Source organism: Dyella marensis, from assembly GCF_900112865.1.
Lineage (GTDB): Bacteria > Pseudomonadota > Gammaproteobacteria > Xanthomonadales > Rhodanobacteraceae > Dyella_D > Dyella_D marensis_A.
Window position 1 is genome coordinate 1 of sequence record NZ_FONH01000004.1, and the last position, 22,299, is coordinate 22,299.

15 protein-coding genes are annotated in these 22,299 nt (G+C 66.6%); 12 read left to right on the forward strand and 3 right to left on the reverse strand.

Annotated features, from left to right (window positions below; translation table 11 throughout):
* Nucleotides 1–190 precede the first annotated feature (190 nt).
* The gene (gene rapA / locus BM172_RS07925; RefSeq protein ID WP_026635180.1) at nucleotides 191–3,031 is read right to left on the reverse strand and encodes an RNA polymerase-associated protein RapA; all 2,841 of its coding nucleotides are present in this window, start codon (nucleotides 3,029–3,031) and stop codon (nucleotides 191–193) included.
* Between the two features lie 228 nt (nucleotides 3,032–3,259).
* On the opposite strand from rapA, the gene pilV (BM172_RS07930) reads away from it, so the two are divergent.
* From pilV (BM172_RS07930) to BM172_RS07985, 12 genes are all read left to right on the forward strand, one after another.
* A complete protein-coding gene (gene pilV, locus BM172_RS07930) occupies nucleotides 3,260–3,817 on the forward strand; it encodes a type IV pilus modification protein PilV (RefSeq protein ID WP_051548644.1) in 558 nt (185 codons plus the stop codon).
* Between the two features lie 17 nt (nucleotides 3,818–3,834).
* A complete protein-coding gene (locus BM172_RS07935) occupies nucleotides 3,835–5,187 on the forward strand; it encodes a PilW family protein (protein WP_177218798.1) in 1,353 nt (450 codons plus the stop codon).
* A 26-nt stretch (nucleotides 5,188–5,213) separates the two neighbouring features.
* Entirely contained in the window at nucleotides 5,214–5,861 is a 648-nt protein-coding gene (locus tag BM172_RS07940) for a pilus assembly PilX family protein (protein ID WP_081805160.1), read from the forward strand.
* Nucleotides 5,862–5,893: 32 nt separating this feature from the next.
* The gene (locus BM172_RS07945) at nucleotides 5,894–9,724 is read left to right on the forward strand and encodes a pilus assembly protein (RefSeq protein ID WP_081805161.1); all 3,831 of its coding nucleotides are present in this window, start codon (nucleotides 5,894–5,896) and stop codon (nucleotides 9,722–9,724) included.
* The gene (locus tag BM172_RS07950; RefSeq protein WP_051548647.1) at nucleotides 9,721–10,155 is read left to right on the forward strand and encodes a type IV pilin protein; all 435 of its coding nucleotides are present in this window, start codon (nucleotides 9,721–9,723) and stop codon (nucleotides 10,153–10,155) included. Before BM172_RS07945 ends, BM172_RS07950 begins: the two co-directional genes overlap by 4 nt.
* Nucleotides 10,149–10,736 carry a GspH/FimT family pseudopilin gene (locus BM172_RS07955; protein ID WP_051548650.1) on the forward strand — a complete coding sequence of 196 codons (588 nt, stop codon included), beginning with the start codon at nucleotides 10,149–10,151 and terminating at the stop codon, nucleotides 10,734–10,736. The genes BM172_RS07950 and BM172_RS07955 overlap by 7 nt, the downstream gene beginning before the upstream one ends.
* 240 nt (nucleotides 10,737–10,976) lie before the next feature.
* Nucleotides 10,977–11,573, forward strand: coding sequence for a type IV pilus modification protein PilV (pilV, locus tag BM172_RS07960; RefSeq protein WP_051548651.1), 597 nt, complete (start codon nucleotides 10,977–10,979; stop codon nucleotides 11,571–11,573).
* Entirely contained in the window at nucleotides 11,570–12,964 is a 1,395-nt protein-coding gene (locus BM172_RS07965; protein WP_026635184.1) for a PilW family protein, read from the forward strand. Before pilV (BM172_RS07960) ends, BM172_RS07965 begins: the two co-directional genes overlap by 4 nt.
* A 40-nt stretch (nucleotides 12,965–13,004) precedes the next feature.
* Entirely contained in the window at nucleotides 13,005–13,667 is a 663-nt protein-coding gene (locus tag BM172_RS07970; RefSeq protein WP_177218799.1) for a pilus assembly PilX family protein, read from the forward strand.
* A 33-nt stretch (nucleotides 13,668–13,700) separates the two neighbouring features.
* Nucleotides 13,701–17,951 carry a pilus assembly protein gene (locus BM172_RS07975; protein ID WP_026635186.1) on the forward strand — a complete coding sequence of 1,417 codons (4,251 nt, stop codon included), beginning with the start codon at nucleotides 13,701–13,703 and terminating at the stop codon, nucleotides 17,949–17,951.
* Complete coding sequence (locus BM172_RS22880; protein ID WP_026635187.1) at nucleotides 17,948–18,379, forward strand: type IV pilin protein; 432 nt, start codon at nucleotides 17,948–17,950, stop codon at nucleotides 18,377–18,379. The genes BM172_RS07975 and BM172_RS22880 overlap by 4 nt, the downstream gene beginning before the upstream one ends.
* A 5-nt stretch (nucleotides 18,380–18,384) precedes the next feature.
* A complete protein-coding gene (locus BM172_RS07985; protein WP_143096492.1) occupies nucleotides 18,385–18,975 on the forward strand; it encodes a GspH/FimT family pseudopilin in 591 nt (196 codons plus the stop codon).
* Between the two features lie 31 nt (nucleotides 18,976–19,006).
* On the opposite strand, the gene BM172_RS07990 is transcribed toward BM172_RS07985, so the two are convergent.
* Together BM172_RS07990 and BM172_RS07995 are read right to left on the reverse strand one after the other, a co-directional pair.
* Complete coding sequence (locus BM172_RS07990; protein WP_026635188.1) at nucleotides 19,007–19,687, reverse strand: Fe2+-dependent dioxygenase; 681 nt, start codon at nucleotides 19,685–19,687, stop codon at nucleotides 19,007–19,009.
* 184 nt (nucleotides 19,688–19,871) lie between these two features.
* The gene (locus BM172_RS07995; RefSeq protein ID WP_026635189.1) at nucleotides 19,872–22,199 is read right to left on the reverse strand and encodes a catecholate siderophore receptor Fiu; all 2,328 of its coding nucleotides are present in this window, start codon (nucleotides 22,197–22,199) and stop codon (nucleotides 19,872–19,874) included.
* Nucleotides 22,200–22,299 lie beyond the last annotated feature (100 nt).

Here is a 22,299-nt window from a genome sequence, read left to right on the forward strand (position 1 = left end):
GCTCTTAGGCCATTTCTTTTTGGTTACTTTTGCTTTGGGCCAGCAAAGAAAAAGTAACTCGGGCGCCGGCAGGCGTCCGAAATGCCCGCTGCATAAGCGGCCAGGTCACCGGATCGCGACCATCAGGCGATACGGAAACTGGATTCCGGCCTGCGCCGGAATGACGAGCAAAGGGTGCGCCAGCACCCCCTCAGCGGAGCGCCAGAAAATCCGGGCTCACCACAAAGCGCACCGCGTCCAATCGCAACCGCGCCTGCGGCAGCGCCTCCAGCAGCGCCGTGCGCTCGGCTGCGGCAGCCGCAATCTCCCCTTCGCCAATGGCCGGATTAACCGCGCGCAGCGCCAACAACCGCGACAGATCCGCATCCAGTGCAGCGGTCGCCTCCGCCACCGCCGCGTCGATGTCGCCCCTGGCGCGCTCGCTCGCGAGCTCCTCCGCCTTCTCCAGCATCGGCGGCACCAGCTTCGCAAGGAACTTGCGATACCGCGGCACCTCGATATTGCGGTCCGCCGCCTTGCGCAACGCAATGTCGCTCGGCTGGAAACCCGCGCGCTCGGCCAGACGCGTATCGACGGTGACCTGCACCGGCAGCACGGGCAGGAAGCGTTCGGCGTCAAGCTTGCGATCGGCCACGCACTCGAGCAGGTACACCGCCTGCAGCAGCGCCGTGCGCGGCGGCAAGGCGTCGTCCACCAGGAAGGCCGCATTGCCGTCCTCGCCGGTGAGCACCAGGTCCAGCGCGCCGGCGGCCATCGGATGATCCAGGCGCAGCAGCGGCAGGTCCTCGCGGGCCAGCGCCACCTCGCGGGCGAAGGTCACCGCCACGGGGCCTTCGGCGAAGCCGGGCAGGGCGTCGGTGGAGAGGTATTGCGGGTCGAGCAGCAGCACCTTGCTGCTCAGCTCCTCGGCATGGATGCCGAACTGTTCGAGCAGGCGCTGGATGAAATCGTCGCGGCCCGGATCGTGATCCTCGCGGGTGAAGGCCTGCTGCAATTCGTCGGCGTGCAGGTCGCGGCTGGCCGCCAGTTCCAGCAGGTGATCGCGGCCGTCGCGGATCAGCGCGGCCATTTCCTCGTGGCTGGCGCGCGTCTCGGCCAGCAGCACGTCCAGTTCCTGGTCGCGGTTGTCGTCGCCGCGCGCGTGCTCGTCGGCCAGGCGCGCCAGCGGCTCGCCGTAGCGGCGCAGCAGTTCGCGGCCGTCGGCGGGGCTGTGGCGGAAGGCGTCGACGCCTTCGTCGTACCAGCGCGCCAGCACGTGCTGCGCGCTGTCGGCGACGGCGAGGATGTGGATGCTGATGTCGTGCTTCTGGCCGATGCGGTCCAGGCGGCCGATGCGCTGCTCGAGCAGATCCGGATCCAGCGGCAGGTCCCACAGCACCAGGCGGTGGGCGAACTGGAAGTTGCGGCCTTCCGAGCCGATCTCCGAGCAGATCAGCAGGCGCGCGCCGTCCGGCTGGGCGAAATACGCCGCGTTGCGGTCGCGCTGCACGATGCCGAGGCCTTCGTGGAAGCGCGCCACGCCGACGCCGCTCTTCGTGCGCAGCGCTTCTTCCAGCGCCAGTACCTTGGCCTGGCTGCGGCAGATCAGCAGAAATTTGTCCTGCGGATGCGCGTCCAGCAGTGTCACCAGCGCGTCGATGCGCGGATCGAGCGAGTAATCCGGCTCCAGCGGCGGCGAGGGCTGCTGGATGTCGGCATGGAACTCGGCCAGCAGCGCCTGGCGGCCACCCTCGCCGAGCAGGCCGGCATCCAGCAGGTGCCACACCGGCAGGCGCTGCGGGAAGCCGCCGATGCCGGCGCGGCGGTTGCGGAACATCGCGCGGCCGGTGCCATGGCGGTCGATCAGCGCGGCGAGCAGTTCGCGCGCATGCGCGGGCTTGGTGGTGTCGGCCAGATGCGCGAGCAGGGCCTCGTCGCCGGCGAAGGCCTCGCGCAGGCGGGCCAGCTGCGTATCGTCCAGCGGCTCGCCGTCGAGCAGGCGGTCGGCGATGCGCGACAGCTCCTGGAAGCGGTCGGCCTCGCCCAAGTAGCTGGCGAGATCGCTGTAGCGCTGCGGGTCGAGCAGGCGCAGGCGGGCAAAGTGGCCGCTGCGGCCGAGCTGCTCGGGCGTGGCCGTGAGCAGGATCACGCCCGGCGTGGCGGCGGCCAGGCGCTCCACCAGCGCATAGCGCGGGCTGGCGGCCTCGGGGCTCCAGGCCAGGTGGTGCGCTTCGTCCACCACCAGCAGGTCCCACGGCGCGGCCAGCAGCTGCTCGGCGCGCTTGGGGTTGTGTTCCAGGAAGCTGAAATCGGCGATCACCAGCTGATCGTCTTCGAACGGGTTGGCGCCGTCGCCGTTCAGGTCCAGCGACTCGCAGCGTTCCTCGTCGTAGATGGCGAAGCTGAGGTTGAAGCGGCGCAGCAGTTCGACGAACCACTGGTAGACCAGGGTGTCCGGCAGCAGCACCAGCACGCGCTGGGCGCGGCCGGTGGCCAGCTGGCGGGCCAGGATCATGCCGGCCTCGATGGTCTTGCCCAGGCCGACTTCATCGGCCAGCAGCACGCGCGGCGGGCGGCGCGAGGCGGCGATGCCGGCCACGCGCAGCTGGTGCGGCACCAGGCCGATGCGCGCGGCGCCGAGGCCCCAGGCGGCGGAGCGGCGGGCGGCGGCGCGGCGCTGCAGGCCTTCCAGGCGCAGGTCGAAGCGGGCCACCGGGTCGGTGCGGCCGCCGATCAGGCGGTCGTCGGCCTGGCTGACGCTCTGCTCGTCGTCCAGCTGGCCTTCGTGCAGCTCGCGGCCCTCGCCGCGGTAGATCAGCAGGTCTTCCTTGATCTCGACCCGCTCGACCAGGAAGGCGATGCCCTTGCCGGAGACGCGCTGACCGGCGCGGAATTCCGCGCGCACCAGCGGCGCCGAATCCACCGCATAGGGCCGCAGCACGCCGGCCTTGGCGAACAGCACCTGCACCCCGCGTCCCTCCACCCGCAGCACCGTGCCCAGGCCCAGCTCAGGTTCGGCGGTGGAGATCCAACGTTGGCCTGGTACGAACATCGTGCGCTGCTTTTTCGGCGAATCGGGTCGGTGATTATCCGCTCACGCGGGGCGGATGCCTAGGGAAACGGGTTTCGAGGCCGCGCGGTACCCCATGAGCCGGCCCGCGTACTGATCGCAAAGCAAGGCTTTGCGCTCGTCGGAAAGCTGCTTCCATTCGTCGGACTTCGCTTGGCCCGATCGATGCGTCGCGTGGAAAGTCGCTCCCATCTCAAGGGGAACGACCTCATGCCTGCCGTATTGCGCCAGCGTGGCGTATCGCTGATCGAAGTGCTGATGGCCGTGCTGATCTTCAGCGTGGGCCTGCTCGGCGTGGCCGGGCTGATGGTGATGGCGACGCGCTCCAACCACTCGGCTTACCAGCGCACGCAGGCGATCTTCCTGGCGGACAGCATGGCCGATCGCATGAGTGCCAACCCGGTAGGCGTATGGAGCGGGTTCTACGAAACGCCGGGCAGCTATGCCTCGCTGGGCAGTGCAGAGAACGATTGCAGCGCCGGCTGCACGCCGAAGGAACTGGCCGAAGCCGATCTGCGCATATGGCGGCGCCAGCTGATTACCTTGCTGCCGAACGACGAGACGACCTGGGGCACCATCCGCTGCTACAACGGCCCGGCCGGATACGCGCCGAAGGGCTGGACGCCGGCAACCGCTACCGCGCCGGCCGACCGCGGCCAGCTGGCCATGCGTCCGCCGTATGGCGGGATGTGCTGGCTGTATGTGAGATGGAACGAGCGTGCTCACGACGGCATGGTCAGGACTTTCGTGCGGACGTTCCAGCCATGAGGGGGCCTGCGCATTCGTTGGCTTCGGCTCGTGACACGCAGGCCGGCCTCACTCTTATCGAACTCATGGTGGCGATGGGGCTGGGGTTGATCGTGACCGTAGGCGTGGTGGCGATCTTCCAGTCCACGTCATCGAGCAACCGGGCGCAGACGCAGCTGGCGCGGCTGCAGGAAGAAGGGCGCTTCGCGGTGACGCGGATGAAGCGCGACCTGGAAAAGGCCAATGGCCTGTACTGCAATAACTCCGGCGGCGCGGCCAGGCCGGCAGAGGCATCGCAGCTGTATCTGGATGGACTGCGTGCGCCGGTCGTGTACAGCAAGTACTTTCAGGTCGATATCTTCGACGTAACCACGTATTTCGGTACGACCAGCGGCAGCAACACCTATCCGGCCGAGCCGACCGCGCCGTACTCGATGCCGTCATACCTGTTCATGCGCGGCTACGACTGCGGCCTCACCGCCGCCAGCTGCAAACCTGTGGATCCAGGAGCGTATTCGTGGGGACCCAGTCGCATCCCCAACATGGGTAAGGCCGTGAACAGCCGTGTGATCGGCACTGACGTGATCACCGTGCGCTACCTCGATCCCGATCGTGGCTGGGCGATCGGCGGCTCGGGTACATCGATCGCCACCGTTCCTTCAACGGGTGCGATCGACAGCATCACCCTCAGGCCGCTGCCCGGCGAACCGCCGGTCACTGACTACGCCAACGCTACGGTGATGCTGGCCGACTGCTCCGGTGCGCAGGTGTTCCACATGGGACGGAGCGGTTCACAGCTGTGGTTCACCGGGTACACCTTCGCCAGGCCCGTGCTGCCGCGATCGATGTCGGCGCCGAAGCTGTTCAACTTCGGAAGCAGTTTCCACGCCGTCACCTATTACGTGAAGGTGGTGGACAACGGCAACGGCCAGACCACCGGTGCGCTGGTACGCCGGATGGACGGCGGCCCGAAATACATGGGTTGGGGCGGCTGGCGCGGCACCGAGGAGGAGCTGGTACGCGGCGTCGAACGCCTGGACTTCCGCTATGGCATCCAGGATGCGCACGGCAAGGTGCGCTACGTCACCGCTGATGTGGTGGACGCGGGCAAGGGTATTCCCTGTCCGCCGGGCGAGCCCAATCCGATCACCACCGTCGGCTGCCTGTGGCGCGCCGTATCGAGCATCGAAGTCAACCTGGTGGTCAGCGGGCAGAACCCGCTGTACACGCTCGCGCCCGGCGAGCTGGCCTACACCTACGGCATCGACGGCAAGACCACGCCGACGGCGCCGTCGAAGCACAGGATCAAGCCGAGCGACCAGGGCTTCCCCGAACCGATGCTGCGCCGCGAATTCACCGCGGTGGTGGCGGTGCGCAATTTCAATCCGTGACGCCCGTTGCTACGCGGAGAAATCACATGACGAACGCAGATTCAAACCGTCGGCTGCCACGCGCAGCACATCAGCGCGGCGTGGTGCTGATGGTCGCGCTGATCTTCCTGCTGCTGCTGACCATCCTCGGCGTGGGCGCGTCCGGCCGCTCGCTGCTGCAGGAACGCATGGCCGGCGCCCTGCGCAGCGCCAGCCTGGCCGACGCGACGGCGCAGACGACGCTGCGCGGGGTGGAGTGGAAGCTGTGGTCCGGCGCGGCCCAATCCACTGCAACGCCGCTGCTGTGCGGCGCCGGAGCGCTGGATGGCAGCTGCTATCGCTACGACCCGGACAACGCCGCGCTGTACGGCCCCGACGGGGTCGTGACCCGATTTCGCAAGAGCACGGAATGGGTGACGACCGGTGCGGCCACCTACAAGGGAGCGGACAACAACACCGACTTTGCCGCGCCGAAGGACGGCCTGGCGAACAACCCGGTCTACATCGTCGAAGACCTGGGCGTGGAATCGCTGCCGGGTACGAGCGGCGGGCAGCACGAATCGGGCGCCACCGGCGCGGGCAGCAGTACGGCAGGCGCCAGCCGCCATATGTATCGCATCACCGCGCGGGCGACCGGCGCGGACGTCAACACGGTGCGGGTGATGGAAAGCACCTTTGCCGCCAAGAGCAACTGAGCAAGCGTGCCTTCGGGCCGGGGTTATCCAGCATGCGTGTTTTTCCTTTCATATCCATACGCGGCAAGGCAGCCGCGGTGCTTGGCCTGCTTCTGCTGGGCGGCGTGCCCGTACCGACAGCCGACGCACAGTCAGTGGAACTCAGTCCCGCGCCGCCGAACCTGGTGCAGGGGCGGGTAGCGCCGAACATCGTGGTGACCTTCGATAATTCGCGGCCGATGTTCAGAACCTATTCGCCGCAATCGCGCCCGTTCGACTTCGGTGACTGGAATGGCCCTTGGAAATGTGCCGGCGTGATCGATCCGCGGATTACCGATCCGGCGGACATCCGCTCACATTCGATGAATAGCGTGTATTACAACCCGACGGTGCGATATGTGTCGCCGCTCAGGAGCAGCATTCCGCTTCGCGATGCCGATCCGAAGATGGTGCCAGATGAGGGGGTGGCGGCAAATCGTCCGCGCCAACCGCTGGGAATGTCTGCTTCTCCCGTTTACTACGAAAGCCGGATGGGCACGGATTCGAATGGCTTGAATCCGGACGGCAGGTGGCAGATTCGTAATTCTTCGACCAATTTGCTTGCCCGGCGAACGGTGGAGGCCATACCCAAAACGATCGTTACACAGGTGAAAGATTACAAGTATGACCACTATTATTTATGCCCGACCTTTTCAAATGCGGGATTGACCGTTTTTGGCGAGCATATTCTCGACAATTTAACGATTGCTCCATGGAGCAATCCTCGGCCTGGCGCTGCAGATTATAAACTCGCCCTCGGTTGTGCTTGCCTCTCAGGCTGGGGTAACTGGACTCCCGCTTCTTCATATTCGAGGCTTGAAGATTTCCGTAGAGCTTGTAAGGGCACAACGCAATACAGGTGGGTGGAGCTTGTCGACGTCAAGAAGACCGTTTACGAGGAGAAAGTAACCGACCATCGCTGGACCTGCGGTGCGGATGCATCGTCACCTTTGCCTGGCGATGCCGGCGGCCCCTATTACTACCGTTATAAGCAATGGTCGCCCAGGATCGAGGTCGACGCCCAGGGTAAACCTACCCGCACGGGTCTGGCGCGTCTCTACGACCGGAGCAACTGGGAAGCCGTGCGCGTGGACGACACGGCGAATTTCGCCAACTGGTACGCCTACTACCGCACCCCGAGCCTGATGATGCGCAGCGTGGTGTCGCATGCGTTCGGCCGGTTAGGCAGGGCCGTGCCGGGGACTGGGGGTGGCTTCGGCAGTCAGCTTCGCGTGGCGTGGCAGAACGTCGGGGCTGGCGACACCTTTCGGTTGCAGGGCGATGCAGTCATCGCGCCGCTCATCGACTTCCATGACCCGTTCTGCGATGCCGCGAAGGTCGACCCTGTTGCCGAGGGCCTGCAGGCCGGCAAGCGGTCGACGCCATTGAATTGCTACAACACCGCATTCTTCAACTGGCTGTTCGACGATACGAAATTTACCGATACGCCGAGTAACGAAGCCATCGCGCGCGCGCGGAGGTTTTTCGAGCGCGGCAATGGCAGCGGCGGTGCGACTGGCGACCTGCACGATCCGTACTGGGAGCCTCCGGCACAGCCCGGCGGCGCAGGCAAGCGGCTGACCTGCCGGCAGAACTTCCACATGATCGTTACCGATTACAACAGGCCTTACGGCGGCGAGTCGCTGGGTGCGGGCGCCAACGTCCGCACCGCGTTTTTCGGCCCGGGTCATCCGGAGAATCTGATTGGCCAGATCAAGGCAGCGCTTATCGACATCCAGGCGGGTACATCCCCGGTCACGGTCAGTGGGGCGAACCTCTCCGCGGTGAACACCTCCGTGCTGGCGCCTGGTGCGCTCGGCTTCAGCACCGGCTACGACCCGAAGGACTGGAGCGGCACCTTCCAGGCAGTCTCGTTGAGCGCAAACGGCAAGGCTTCGAACGTGGCCTGGGATGCCGGCGACATGCTCGATAAGTCGCATCCTGCCGCGCGCAACGTTCTCACCGGTGCCCGCGACCGCGATGGCCGCGTCAAAGGCGTGGCGTTCAAGCTGGCCTACCAGCTCGACGCGGAGGCGAGGCTCCTGTTCGCCGATGTCGCGCGCAGGGCGGGAACCACCGACCAGTATTTCCTCGATTACCTGCGCGGTGACCGTGGCAAGGAGGCCACCGCGTTCCGCAAACGCAACCATCTGCTTGGCGCGATCGTCGGTTCGCAGGCGGTCCACGTAGGATACCCGTCCAGCGGCTATCGCGACAGTTGGCCGGCCAATTCGCCGGAGCAGCAGGCCCTGGCGCGCGATGCGAGCGATTGCGCCCGGCGCACGCCCTCGACGTGCAGCAGCTATGAGGCGTTCGTGAAGAATCGTCTTAATCGTAAACCAGCCGTTTACGTAGGCGCCAACGACGGCATGCTGCACGCATTCGATGCATCGATGACGAAGGACGGCTCAGGCAACGCGCCGCCTGCGGCGAGCGCCGGTCAGGAATTGTTCGCCTACGTGCCGCGCTCGGTCTACGCCAACCTGGGCAATCTCACGCTCAAGGACGGCTTCAAGTTCATGCCCACCGTCGATGGCGTGCCGGTGACGCGCGACGTGTACTTCAGCCAGAGCACCACCACGCCGGTGGCGACCTCGCCGGGCTGGCGCACGATCCTGGTCGGGGGCCTGCGGCTGGGCGGGCGCGGGGTGTATGCGCTGGATATCACCGATCCGGCTTCGATGGATACCGGCAAGGTGTTGTGGGAGTTCAGCGCAGACACGCCCAGGCAGAACGGGTGGAGCGATGGGCGCGCGGTCAACCCCGGCGGCGATCCGGCCAACCTGGGCTATACCTACGGCCAGCCGAACATCGGCCGGCTCAACAACGGCAGCTGGGTCGTGCTGGTGCCGGGCGGCTATTTCCCGGACTGCGGCAAGGCACCGTTCGCCGGTTGCACCACGCCGGCGCAGGTCGCCAACACCTTCAGCTCGCTGTTCGTGCTGGATGCGCAGACCGGCAAGCTGATCCGCGAGGTGAAGACCTCCGATGCTCGCAGCGGCACCAACAGCCACGGCCTGGCCACGCCGGTGCTGGGCGATTACAACGACGACCAGGTCGACGACGTGGCGTTCGCCGGCGATCTGGATGGCAACCTGTGGCGTTACGACTTTTCATCGAGCGATCCGGCGGCATGGAAGGTCACCCTGGCCTTCAAGCCGGTGACGGCAGGCACGCAGCCGATCACCGGTATGCCGCGGCTGTTCCCTGACCCCGCCACCAGCAAGCTCATCGTGGTGTTCGGCACCGGCAAGTACCTGGGGCCGCAAGACGGCAGTGACGTGACGACGCAGTCGGTATATGGCATTCGCGATATCGGCTCGACGGTGACGCGCAGCCAGCTGGTGGCGCAGACGCTGCGTGAGGCGACCGCCGACGACGGCAAGATCACCGCGCGCGGCTTGACCGACCATGCGGTGCCGTCGAACAAGCACGGCTGGTACTTCGACCTGGGGCCGTCGGCTTCGTCCATCGGCGAGCGTGTGATTGTCACACCGACCGCGCTGTTCGACTCCGGGCGCGTGGTGATCCAGACGCTGATACCGGGCAGTGACCCGTGCAGCGGCGGCGTCGGCGGCGCACTGATGGTGGTGAACGCGGCGACCGGCGGCTCGGGGGGCGGTCTCTCGTCGCTGAGCGTGAGCGCATGGACCGGCAGCGGAACCGCCGCGGTCGGCGGCCGCGTGGACAACCCGCGCACCGCCTCCGGCACGATGCCGGTGGTAAGTGCGGTCGGCGGTGGCAGCCTGCTGGTGCCCGGCCTGAAGCTCAGCGGCAGCGACAGCGTGTTGAGCATCGACGACGCGATCTGGCGCCGCCGGTCCTGGCGGAGGATTACGCCATGAGTGTGCGTTTCCGCCGTCCCGATCGCCATGTGCGCGGCTTCACCCTGGTCGAGTTGATGGTGGTGGTGGCGATCATCGCCGTCGTGTCGGCCTTCGCGGTGCCCAGCTACCTGCGCTATGGCTTTCGTGCCAGACGCGCGGATGCGCATCAGACCTTATTGAGCGTCACCATGGCGCAGGAGCGCTACTACGCCGTCAATAACCATTATGCGACGAGCATGACCGACCTCGGTTTCAAGGAGGCCACATCGGACAAGGGCTATTACAAAATCACCCTGAGAACGGACGCCAAGGGGACCTGGTTCAACGCCTCGGCCACACCCATACCGGGTGGCTTTCAGGCGAAGGATGGTTGCTTGGCCATGGACACCAATGATCTCGGTCAGAAAACCTTCCGCGGGCATACCACCAATGGTTCCTGTCTATGGTGATCGCCATGAAGCAACGGGGCGGGAGGGGTTTCAGCCTGGTCGAGCTGATGATGACGCTGGCGGTAATGGCCGTTCTACTGGTTGTGGCAGTGCCCTCACTTCGCGATGCGGTGCGACGTCACAAGGTCACCGCGGCAGCCAATGCTCTGCTGGCGGACCTCGCCTATGCGCGCAGTGAGGCGATTCTCGGCGGGATAGTGGTGTCGGTCTGCACAAGCTCCAGGGACCGGAAAAAGTGCGATCAAACCAATGCCTACGAGCCTGGTTGGCTGGTCCACCTGGGCCTTGCAGGCACGGATGGCGCGATCCCCGCCATGCGAACGCGTGGGCTCCCCTTGCGCTTCGGTCCGCCGCGCGATGGTGTTGCGATCCAGGGACTGGACCGCAGCCTCAGTTTCGATGCAATGGGCCAACTGCATGCCTCCATCAAGAAGCCACCGAAATTCACGGTGTGCTTCCGTTCGTCCGCCTCCGGACCCGGTACCAGCACGGCCGCCGTGCCTGGCGTGGAGTTCACGGTGAATGCCTCCGGCCGGGTGACTACCCGGGGGCTGGGCGCCGGAGAGGCCTGCCTGAGCTAGAGACGCCGCAGACGTCATCCCGACCCAGGGGCCGCTGGCCGTAGGGGATTCCCGACAGGCTGGCCTTCCAAACCGGTCGTCGGTTAGTGCGATCCAGTACTCATTTGAGTTGCGAAGCTACGCAGCTCGCTCGGAGCGGTCTTGCCGCTCATCGGGCGATTCCTGCCGCTTATCGGATTCCGCTTGTAGGAATTATCTGGCCCTGAGGACAGTACCCCGGCTTCCAGGGGAGAGTCCTTCATGCATGTCGTCTCGCGTCAGCGTGGCGTGTCGCTGATCGAAGTGATGATGGCCGTGCTGATCTTCAGCATCGGCCTGATCGGCCTGGCCGGTCTCATGGTCATGGCGACCCGGTCCAATCACTCGGCCTACCAGCGCACCCAGGTGACCTTCCTGGCCAGCACCATGGCCGACCGCATGGGCGCCAACCCGGTCGGCGTGTGGAGCGGGTTCTACAACTCCGCCGGCTATCCGGTGGCCGCCAGCAGCGCGGCCAACAACGACTGCGCCTCCGGTTGCACGCCGCAGTTGCTGGCGCAGTCCGACCAGCGCGCCTGGAGCCGGCAGCTGAGCAGCTTCCTGCCGAACGTGAAGGCGAGCGTCCAGTGCAACAACAACCCGGCCGGCTTCACCCCGGCGGGCTGGACGCTGGGTACGCCCGCCTCGGGCGCGACCGCCGCGGTCCCGGCCGATCCCGGCCAGGTCGGCATGCGTCCGCCGTACGGCGGCATCTGCACGATGAATATCACCTGGGACGAGCAGCAGTCCGGCGACCAGCAGCAACAGCAAGCCACCGCGGTGGCCCCACAGACCTTCTCCTGGACCTTCCAGCCGTGACGACTTCCGCGCATCCGACTCTTGCCGGCCGCGCCGTCCAGGCCGGCCTGACCCTCGTCGAACTCATGGTGGCGATGGCGCTGGGCCTGATCGTGGCCGGCGGCGTGGTGGCCATCTTCAATTCCACCTCCTCGAGCAACCGCGCGCAGACGCAGCTGGCGCGGCTGCAGGAAGAGGGGCGTTTCGCGGTGACCCGGCTCAAGCAGGACCTGAGCATGGCCAACGGCCAGTACTGCACCAATTCCGGCGGCGTGGCCAAGCCGGCGGCCGCCTCGCAGCTGTATCTCGATGGCCTGCGCGCGCCGGTCGTCTATGCCAAGAACGTGACCACCGCGATCGGCGACATCACCACCGCGTTCGGCGCCACCAGCGGCACCAATACCTATCCGGCGCAGCCGACGGCGCAGTATTCGATGCCGTCGTACATGTTCATGCGCGGCTACGACTGCGGCCTCACCTCGACCACCTGCAAGCCGATCGATCCGAACTCCGTGCTCAACGTCGCCACCGGCGTTCCCGCCATGGCCAAGACCGTGGGCAGCCGGGTGATCGGCACCGACGTGATCACCGTGCGCTATGTCAACGCGGACCGTGGCTGGGCGATCGGCGCCGGTGGCACTTCGATCGCCACGGCCGCCTCGAGCGGTTCGGCCATCGCCAGCATCACCATCGCCCAGGCCACTTCCAGCGAGCCGCCGCCGGCCGATTTCGCCAGCGGCGACATGGCCATGCTGGCCGACTGCTCCAATGCGCAGGTGTTCGCGGTGACCAAGAGCGGCGCCGCCACGCTGACGCCGACCAGCGCCAATAATTTTGCCGCGCCCGCGCCGCAGCAGCCGCTGTCGGCGCCGAAGCTGTTCGATTTCAACCGCGATTTCCAGACCGTCACCTATTGGCTCAAGGTGGTGGACAACGGCAACGGCCAGACCACCGGTGCGCTGATGCGCCGCGTCAACGGCGGCCCGTTCAAGGCCGACGGCACCACCGCCAACCCGGGTGGTACCGAGGACGAACTGGTGCGCGGCGTGGAACGCCTGGACTTCCGCTACGGCATCCAGGACGTGGACGGCAAGGTGCGCTATGTCACCGCCGACGTGGTGGATGCCGCCACCGGCATCACCTGCCCGCCGGGCGAGGTGAACAAGATCACCACCGCCGGCTGCCTGTGGCGCGCGGTGTCCAGTGTCGAAATCAACATGGTGATCGACGGACAGATCCCGCTGTACACGCTGACCGCGAACGACCTGGCCTACACCTACGGTATCGACGGCAAGACCACGCCGGCCGCGCCGTCGGCGCATGGCATCAAGCCGAGCGACCAGGGTTTCGTCGATCCGATGCTGCGCCGCGAGTTCACCGCGGTGGTGGCGGTGCGCAATTTCAATCCGTGAGGCGGGACGCCGCCGCGCGGTCTAGAGGGGAAACGCAATGATGTACGCACATTCCGGTCGGCGGTTGCCGCGCGCGCACCAGCAGCGCGGCGTGGTGCTGATCGTCGCGCTGATCTTCCTGGTGCTGCTGACCATCCTGGCGCTGAGCGCGTCGGGCCGCTCGCTGCTGCAGGAGCGCATGGCCGGCGGCCTGCGCAACACCAGCCTGGCCGACATGGCGGCGGAGACCACGCTGCGCGGCGTCGAGTGGAAGCTGTGGACCAGCACGACCAAGCTGACCAGCACGCCGCTGCTGTGCGGCTCCGGCGTGCTGGCCGGCAACTGTTACCGCTATGACCCGAGCAATACCGCGCTGTACGGCAGCACCGGCACGGTGACCAAGTTCCGCAACGGCACCGGCTGGATCACCGCCGGCGCGGCCACTTACCAGGGTTCGGACAGCGGCACCAACTTCACCGCGCTGTCCGGCACCGCCAAGACCGGCGCGCTGGCCAGCAATCCCGTCTACATCATCGAGGACATGGGCGTGGAGCTGCCGCCGGGCGCGAGCGGCGGCCTGCACGAGTCCGGCGCCACCGGCTCGGGCAGCGGCGGCACCGGCAGCACCAGCCGCCACGTCTATCGCATCACCGCGCGCGCCACCGGCGCCGATTCCAACACGGTACGGGTGATGGAAAGCACCTTCGCCGCCAAGAGCAATTGAGCACACGAGCCTTAGAGCCGGAGCCATCCAGTCATGCGTATTCGCCAACTCTTCTCGACGCGCCGCGGCATCGCCGCGCTCGCGCTCGGCCTGACCCTGCTGGGTGGCCTGCCGGTGCCGTTCGTGCCCACCGCCGATGCGCAGATCGCGCCGGTGCTGGCCAGCAGCATCCTGGCGACGACCAGCACGGCGGCGACGCCTTCCGCGGTGGTGGAGCTCAGCCCCACGCCGCCGAACCTGACCCAGGGCGTGGCGCCGAATATTGCGGTGACCTTCGACGATTCCGGTTCGATGGCCAGCAATTACATGGGCGATAACCGGCCGTTTGACGATGGCAGCTGGACCGGTCCCTGGCGCTGTGCCGGCGTGATCGATCCGCGCGTCAGCAGCGCGACCAACATCCTGTCGCATGCCATGAACGGCGTGTACTACAACCCGAATGTGGTGTATTCGCCGCCCATCGAGGCAGACGGTACGTCGTTCCCTAACGCCGATGCCAACCTGGTCCGCGTTCCGCTGGACGGCATTTCGGTGAACCGCCCCCGCAGCGCGGTCGCGCTGGACGCCACCGGCGCCTATCGCAATAACCCCAACGGAACCACCGACCCGACGGGTGCCACCGACCTCACCGCCATCTGGTCTTCCACCCAGACCAAGACCGGTTCGAGCTGCCCGGCGAATGCGGATCCCGGATCCTGCGTCTGCATCGACCAGAGGCCGAACGGAACCTGCCGCTCCAACTCGAAATCGTGGCAATGGACGGAGACCACGCCAAATTCCGGCACCGATAATCGCTGGAAGTGCGGCTACGGCAGTTCGCCGATGGACTACACCAAGAATGGTCCGGATGGCGTGGCGTATCCGAACGGTGGTCCGTACTACTACCGCTACAAGTCTTCCGCACCGGCCATCACCGTCGATGCTTATGGCAATCCGGACAGCACCGGATTGAACAATCTCTATAGCGGCAGCAATTGGGAAGCGGTGGCAGTCCGCAACCAGAACGTGACCATCGGTGGCGTCACCGTCAACGAATGGCAGAACTTCGCCAACTGGTACGCCTACTACCGTACGCGCAACCTGATGACGCGCACGGCGCTGTCGCGTGTGTTCGGCAAGCTGGGTGCGCCGAATTCCGACGGCGGCTACGGCAGCACCTTCCGTGTGGCGTGGCAGAACCTCTATACCGACGACACCTTCCGCCTGCAGAGCAGCACCATCATCAGCAACCTGATGGATGCCAATTCACCGGCCTGCGATGCCTCCAGCACGGACCCGACCGCCATCGGCTTGCAGACGGGCACGGTGAAGACGCCGCCGAACTGCTACCGCTCCGCGTTCTTCAACTGGATCTTCCAGGTGCCGGCCACCGGCAATACGCCGCTGCGCGCATCGACCATCCGCGCTGGCTCGTTCTTCCAGCGCGGCTACGGCAATACCGGCGCGAACGGCGACCTGCACGATCCGTACTGGGATCCGCCGGCGAAGACCGGTGCGGACGGCCTGGAGCTGACCTGCCGCCAGAACTTCCACATGGTGGTGACGGACGGTTACTGGAACGAGAGCGACCCCGGCCTGCCCACGCCCTTCAAGGACGGCGAGACCGCGCAGACGCTGCCTGACGGCACGGCGTATTCCACAGCCGCAGCGGAATCGCGCGTGTTCTGGGACGTGCAGGGCGCGAAGTACACGTCCTCGCTGGCGAATATCGCTTTCAATTACTGGTCGTCGAACCTGCGACCGGATCTCTACGATCCTGCCAATGGCAAGCAGGTGCCGCCGTACATGCCCGACAAGAGCACCGGCGTGGTGACGGGGGCTTCGTCGACGACGCTGGAGCAGTACTTCAACCCGAAGAACGATCCCGCCAACTGGCCGCACCTGGTCCAGTACATGGTGACCCTGGGTATCGCCGGCGAACTCAATTTCACCAACGATGCCGACTGCGTGGTGTCGACCGCGAACGACCTGTGCGCGCTGCGCCGCGGCCAGACCAACTCCACCGGTGCCAGGGGCTGGACGCTGCCCGCCAACAACTCGCCGCCTGGCATCGACGACACCTGGCATGCGGCGATCAACAGCCGCGGCGCCTACTTCAGCGCGGGCAACCCGCAGAACCTGGTGGACCAGCTCAGCGCGATCCTGACCAACATCAGCGCGCGCACCATTCCGGCGAATACGGGCGCGGTGAACTCGGCGGTGCTGGTGCCTGGCGCGCTCGGCTTCAACACCGGCTACAGCTCGGCGGACTGGAGCGGTACGTTCCAGGCGGTGTCGGTCTCGGCCAACGGCTCGACCTCGACCACGGTGTGGGACGCGGGTGCGCTGCTGGACGATGCGACCAAGTCCCCGCCAGGCAGCCGCAACATCCTCACTGCAAAGGAAGGCAGCGACGGCAGCTTCGCCGGCGGCGTGGCGTTCAAGACCTTCACTGCGCTGGACAGCGCCGGGCAGACCCTGCTGTCCGGCACGCCGGCCAGCATCGACGCCACCAACGACACCGGCCAGACCCGCGTGGACTACCTGCGCGGCGATCGCAGCAAGGAGTCCACCACGTTCCGGCAGCGCAACCATCTGCTGGGCGCGATCATCGGTTCGCAGGCGGTGTACGTGAGCTATCCGGCCAGCGGCTATCGCAACGGCTGGCCGACGGGATCGCCGGAGCAGACGGCGGTGGCGGGCGACGCGGCCAACTGCGCCACGCTGACGCCGCTTACCTGCCATACCTACGAGGCGTTCGTGAAGAACAACCTCAGCCGCAAGCCGGTGGTCTACGTCGGCGCCAATGACGGCATGCTGCATGCGTTCGACGCATCGTTGACCACGGATGCCAGCGGCAACGTGACGCCGGCAACGGGTGCAGGCCTGGAACTGTTCGGCTACGTGCCGCGCTCGGTCTACGGCAACCTGGGCAACCTCACCTTGAAGGACAACTTCAAGTTCATGCCCACCGTCGATGGCGTGCCGGTCACGCGCGACGTGTATTTCAGCCAGACAACTACCTCGCCGGTGTCCACCTCTCAGGGCTGGCATACCTTGCTGGTCGGCGGCCTGCGTCTTGGCGGCCGCGGCGTGTACGCGCTGGACATCACCGATCCCAGCTCGATGGGCACGGCCAAGGTGCTGTGGGAGTTCAATGCCGACACTCCGGTGCAGGGCACCTGGACCGACGGCAGCACCACCAACCCGGGCGGCAATCCGGCCAATATCGGCTACACCTACGGCCAGCCGAACATCGGCCGCCTCAACAATGGCAAGTGGGTGGTGCTGGTCCCGGGCGGCTATTTCCCGGATTGCACCAAGGCTCCGTTCACCGGCGCCAACTGCACTTCGCCGGCGGCGGCCTCCAACACCTTCAGCTCGCTGTTCGTGCTGGATGCGCAGACCGGCAAGCTGATCCGCGAGCTGAAGACGCCTGGCACGAGCGCCGGTGGCGCGAACAGCCATGGCCTGGCCACGCCGGTGCTGGGCGACTACAACGACGACCAGGTCGACGATGTGTCCTTCGCCGGCGACCTGGACGGCAACCTGTGGCGCTATGACCTGTCCTCGAGCGACCCGAATGCCTGGAGCGTGACGCTGGCATTCAAGCCGGCCACCGCGGGTGCGCAGCCGATCACCAGCATGCCGCGCCTGTTCGCCGATCCGGTCACCAACAAGTTCATCGTGGTGTTCGGCACCGGCAAGTACCTGGGCGTGAGCGACAACACCAGCGGCAGCGCGGTGACGCAGTCGGTGTACGGCATCCGCGACGTCGGCTCGACCGTGACGCGCAGCCAGCTGGTGGCGCAGACCTTGAGCGAGGCGCTGGCCGACGACGGCAAGACCATCGCGCGCGGCATCACCGACAACCCGGTGCCATCGACCAAGAACGGCTGGTACTTCGACCTGGGTCCGTCGACCTCGTCGGCCGGCGAACGCGTGGTGGTGACGCCAGGCGCGCTGTTCGACACCGGCCGCGTGGTGATCCAGACGCTGATCCCGGGCACCAACGATCCGTGCAATGCCAGCATCCAGGGCGCACTGATGGTGGTGAACGCGGCGACCGGTGGCGCGAACGGGGGCCTGTCGGCGCCGGGCGTGAGCTCCTGGGCCGGCACCAACACCGCGGTGGTGGGCGGACGCGTGAACGATCCGCGCACTTCCGGCACGGTGCCGCTGGTGACCACGGTGGGCGGCGGCAGCGTGCTGGTGCCCGGCCTCAAGCTCAGCGGCAGCAACAATGTTCTGAACATCAACGACGCCATCTGGCGCCGCCGTTCCTGGCGAGGGATTACGCAATGATCAAGACCATGCGCCTGCTCGATCGCGACGCACGCGGCTTCACCCTGATCGAACTGATGGTGGTGGTGGCGATCATCGCCATCCTCGCCGCCTTCGCGGTGCCGAACTATCTGCGCTACGGGCTGCGCGCCCGGCGTGCGGACGGACAGAATGTGCTGCTGCGCGTGGCCAGCGCGCAGGAGCGGTTCTATTCGACCAATAACCGCTACGGCAGCCTGAGCGATATCGGCTTCGGCAGCGGCAACACGTCGGAGAAGGGCTACTACACCGTCGCCGTGACGCCGGCGACGCCGGGCACGACCTTCACCGCCACGGCCACGCCGGTGGCGGGCGGTCCGCAGGCGAAGGACGACTGCAAGGCGCTGAACATCACCAACGCCGGCGCGAAGGGCTCGACCGGCACGACCACCAACGGCACGTGCTGGTGACCGCCATGAAGCGACAGGGAACGAACGGTTTCAGCCTGATCGAGCTGATGATCACGCTTTCCATCGCGGCGATCCTGCTGGTGGTGGCGGCGCCGAGCTTCCGCGACGCGATGCGGCGCAACAAGGTGAGCGCGGCGAGCAATGCGCTGCTGGCGGACATCGCCTACGCGCGCAGCGAGGCGATCAATCGCGGCAACGTGGTGTCGATCTGCCCCAGCTCGGACCAGGCCACCTGCACCGGCAACGGCAAGGCGTATGAAAACGGCTGGCTGGTCTATACCTACCAGGCCGGCAAGGGCGTGGCGAACACCGCTTACAGCACCGCGTCCGGCGCGATTCTGTTGCGCGCCGCCAACGCGCGTGACGGTCTCTCGATCCAGGGCCTGGACAGCGTGATCACCAGCTTCGGGTCGCAGGGCCAGATCCGCCGCTCCGACAACAAGCAGCCGAAATTCGCCAGCTGCTTCCGTCCGACCGGCGCCAGCGGCACCGGCTCCAGCACCACGGCCGTGCCCGGTGCGCAGCTGACGGTGAATGCCTCCGGCAGCGTGACATCGCAATCGCTGGGTGTGCAGAGCACCTGCGTGCCGACCTGAAGTTGCGCAAGCGGCGCCTGTGCGGCGTCGCTCAGGTCTCGCTCCACTGGCGCAGCAGGTTGTGATAGACGCCGGTCAATGAGAGCAGGGCGCCGCGGTCGGTGCCCGGGTTGGCGGTGAGTGCCTGGATCGCGACATCCAGGTCGAACAGCAGGCGGCGCCGGCCGTCGTCGCGGACCAGGCTCTGCACCCAGAAGAACGCCGCCAGCCGCGCACCGCGGGTCACCGCGCGAACCTCGTGCAGGCTGCTCGACGGATACAGCACCAGGTCGCCGGCGGGCAGCTTCACTTCATGCTCGCCATAGGTGTCGTTGACGACCAGCTCGCCGCCGTCGTACTCGTCCGGCCCGGCCAGGAACAGCGTGCACGAGATGTCGCTGCGCAGCTGCCCGCCACCGGGCAGCGCCATCACCGCGCCGTCGACATGGAAGCCGTAATGCCCGCCGCCTTCGTAGCGGTTGAAGCGTGGCGCCAGCGTGCGCAGCGGCAGCGCGGCGGCGTGGTACAGCGGATGGCGCGCGAGCGCGTCGAGAACCAGCCGTCCCAGCGCCTCGCGCACCGGCGAGGCTTCCGGCAACTGCAGGTTGCGCTTGACCTGGGCGCCTTGCGCGCCGACGGTCTGGCGGCCGTCGGTCCAGTCGGCGTGGTCCAGTTCATGGCGAACCTGACGCAACTGCTCGGGCGCCAGCACGTTGGGGATATGTAGCAGCATGGCGGTCCTCGCAAGGTGCCGAAACCCGAGCCCCTCTCCCTCCGGGAGAGGGGTTGGGGTGAGGGTGCGGGCGGAGCGTAAGAGTGATGTGCACCGCTCCGCCCGCACCCTCATCCGCCTGCCGGCACCTTCTCCCGGAGGGAGAAGGATTACAGCCCGGAGGCCGAGGAACCGTCAGGGCGCGTCAGAAGCGCACGTTGGCGGTCAGCATAGCCGACCGCGGCGCACCCGGCGTATAGCGGTAGCCGCTCTTGTTGATCGCCGCGACGTACTCCTTGTCGAACAGGTTGTACAGGTTCAACTGCAGGTCGACGTGCTTGTTGATCGGGTACGTCGCCACCGCGTCGAACACCCAGTACGACTTGGTATACGCCGGCGTGCCGATCGCGCCATCGGTGCCGCGCTTGAGCTGGCCGTTGTAGCGCGCACCGCCGCCGACGGTGAGGCCGAACGGCAAGGTGTAGGTGGTCCAGGCGGTGAACGCCGACTTGGGCGTGTATGCCAGGTCCGTGCTGCCGTCGCTGGTGACCTTGCTGCCGCTGATCACCTTGGAGTCCATCACGGTGTAGCCGGCGCTGATCGCCCACTGCTCGGTGAGCTTGCCCACGGCGCTGAGCTCCACGCCCTGCACGCGCTTCTTGCCGGTCTGGTAGTACTGCAGGTCGACCGGATCTTGCACCACGTCGTTGTTGATCTCGGTGCGGTAGATGGCGCCGGTAAGCATCAGGCGGCTGTCGTAGAACTCCCACTTGGTGCCGACTTCGGCGGTCTTGGCTTTCTGCGGATCGAAGTTGGGATTGTCGGCGCTGTTGGCCGAGCTGCTCAGCGTCAGCGTGCTGCCGCCGGGCGGCTGCTGCGAGATCGCGTAGTTGGCGTACACGCTGCCGTTGGGGGCCGGCTTGTACAGCACGCCGACCTTCCAGTTGGTGAGGTTGCCGCTCTTGCGCGCATCCAGGCCCGGCACCGCCGTGTTGGCGGGCAGGGCGCCGCAGGCCGGCGCGTTGCGGCCGCCGCAGGTGACGGCGCTGTCGAAATCGGTCTGGTAGTGGTCCAGGCGCACGCCGGCGTTGACCTGCCATTGCTCGTTGAACTTCAGCGTGTCGAACACATAGGCGGAATAGGTGTCGGTCTTGCCGTGCGTATAGCTGCCGTTGCGGAACCACTGCATGCCCGTCACGTGCGGGTCGGGGCGGTACAGGTTGGCCTTTGGCCAGGTGTTGACCAGGGACACGACACCGGTGGTGTCCGCTTCCTCGCGGGTCAGCTCGATGCCGGAGCTGAGGTTGTGGGTGATGCTGCCGGTCTGGAAATTGGCGCGGAGATTGAACTGGTCGGTGAGGATCTTGTTGGTCTGGTCCTTGAACGTCGGATTGCTGCGCGCGACGGTCCAGGTGGAAGGATCGTTGGCGTTCGGCGTAAGCAGGTTGGCCGCCGTCGCCATGAACGAGGTCAGCAGATAGTCCTGCCGGGTGCGGCCCCAGCGCAGCGTGTTGCGCAACGCCAGGTCATCGCTGAAATCGTGTTCCAGCAGCACGGTGAACAGGTCGGCCTTGACGTGGTCGTGGTCGGCGTCGGTGCCGTAGAAATTGGACGGATCGACCGGGCGCGCACTGGCCAGCCACGGACGCGCCGGATCGGGACTGCTGTAGCCGGGCAGGCCGATGGTGGAGACGCCGCCGTCGGGGATGTTGTTCTGCTTGACGTGCAGGTAATCGATGTACACGCGGGTCGCGGTGCCCAGGCCGAAAGCCAGCGACGGCGCGAAGGCCCAGCGGTTGTTCTCCACTTCGTCGCGGCCGGGCGTGCCGCTGTTCTGCGCCATCAGGTTGAGGCGGAACGCGCTGTCGGCGCCGAGCACCTGGTTCCAGTCGGCGGTGGCGCGCTTGCGGTCGGAGCTGCCGTAGGCGAGCTGGCCGGAGATGGCGTTCTGCAGCAGCGGCTGCTTGGTCACCAGGTTGATCGCGCCGGTCGGCGCGGTGCGGCCGTAGTCGGTGCCGGCCGGGCCCTTGGTCACTTCGACCTGTTCGATGTTGAAGATGTCGCGCGAGATAGTGCCGGTGTCGCGCACGCCGTCCACGAAGATGCTGTTGGACGTGTCGAAGCCGCGCATGTAGATGCCGTCGCCGGTGGTGGTGCTGCCGTTCTCGCCGGCATAGAAGGTGCCCACGCCCGGGGTGTTGCGCAGCGCCTCGGTCAGCGTGGTGGCGCCCTGCTGCAGGAACAGGTCCTTGGTGATCACCGAGATGGTCTGGGTGGTGTCGAGCAGCGGCTGGGTGAACTTGGGGGAGTCCACTTTGTCGGCGACGTAGTCGCTGCCGCGGGTCGCCTCGACGTTCACTGCCGTCAGGCTCTTGGCCTTGGCCGCCTGCGGATCCGCGGCGGTGTCGTCGGCGGCGAGGGCGGGCGTGGCCAGGGCCAGGCCGGTCAGCAGCGCGGCGGTGGCGACGGCGAGCTGGCCGGGCTGCAGCCTGGCGGTCGGGACAGAATGCTTGCGGCTTTTGATGTAGGCCATGGAGCTTTTCCAGTGCATCGGAGTGGGGCGGGCGCACCGGCGGCGGCAAGCGATGCGCGCGTGCGCCCATGCCGCCGCGGCGATCGCGCGGCACGGGCTG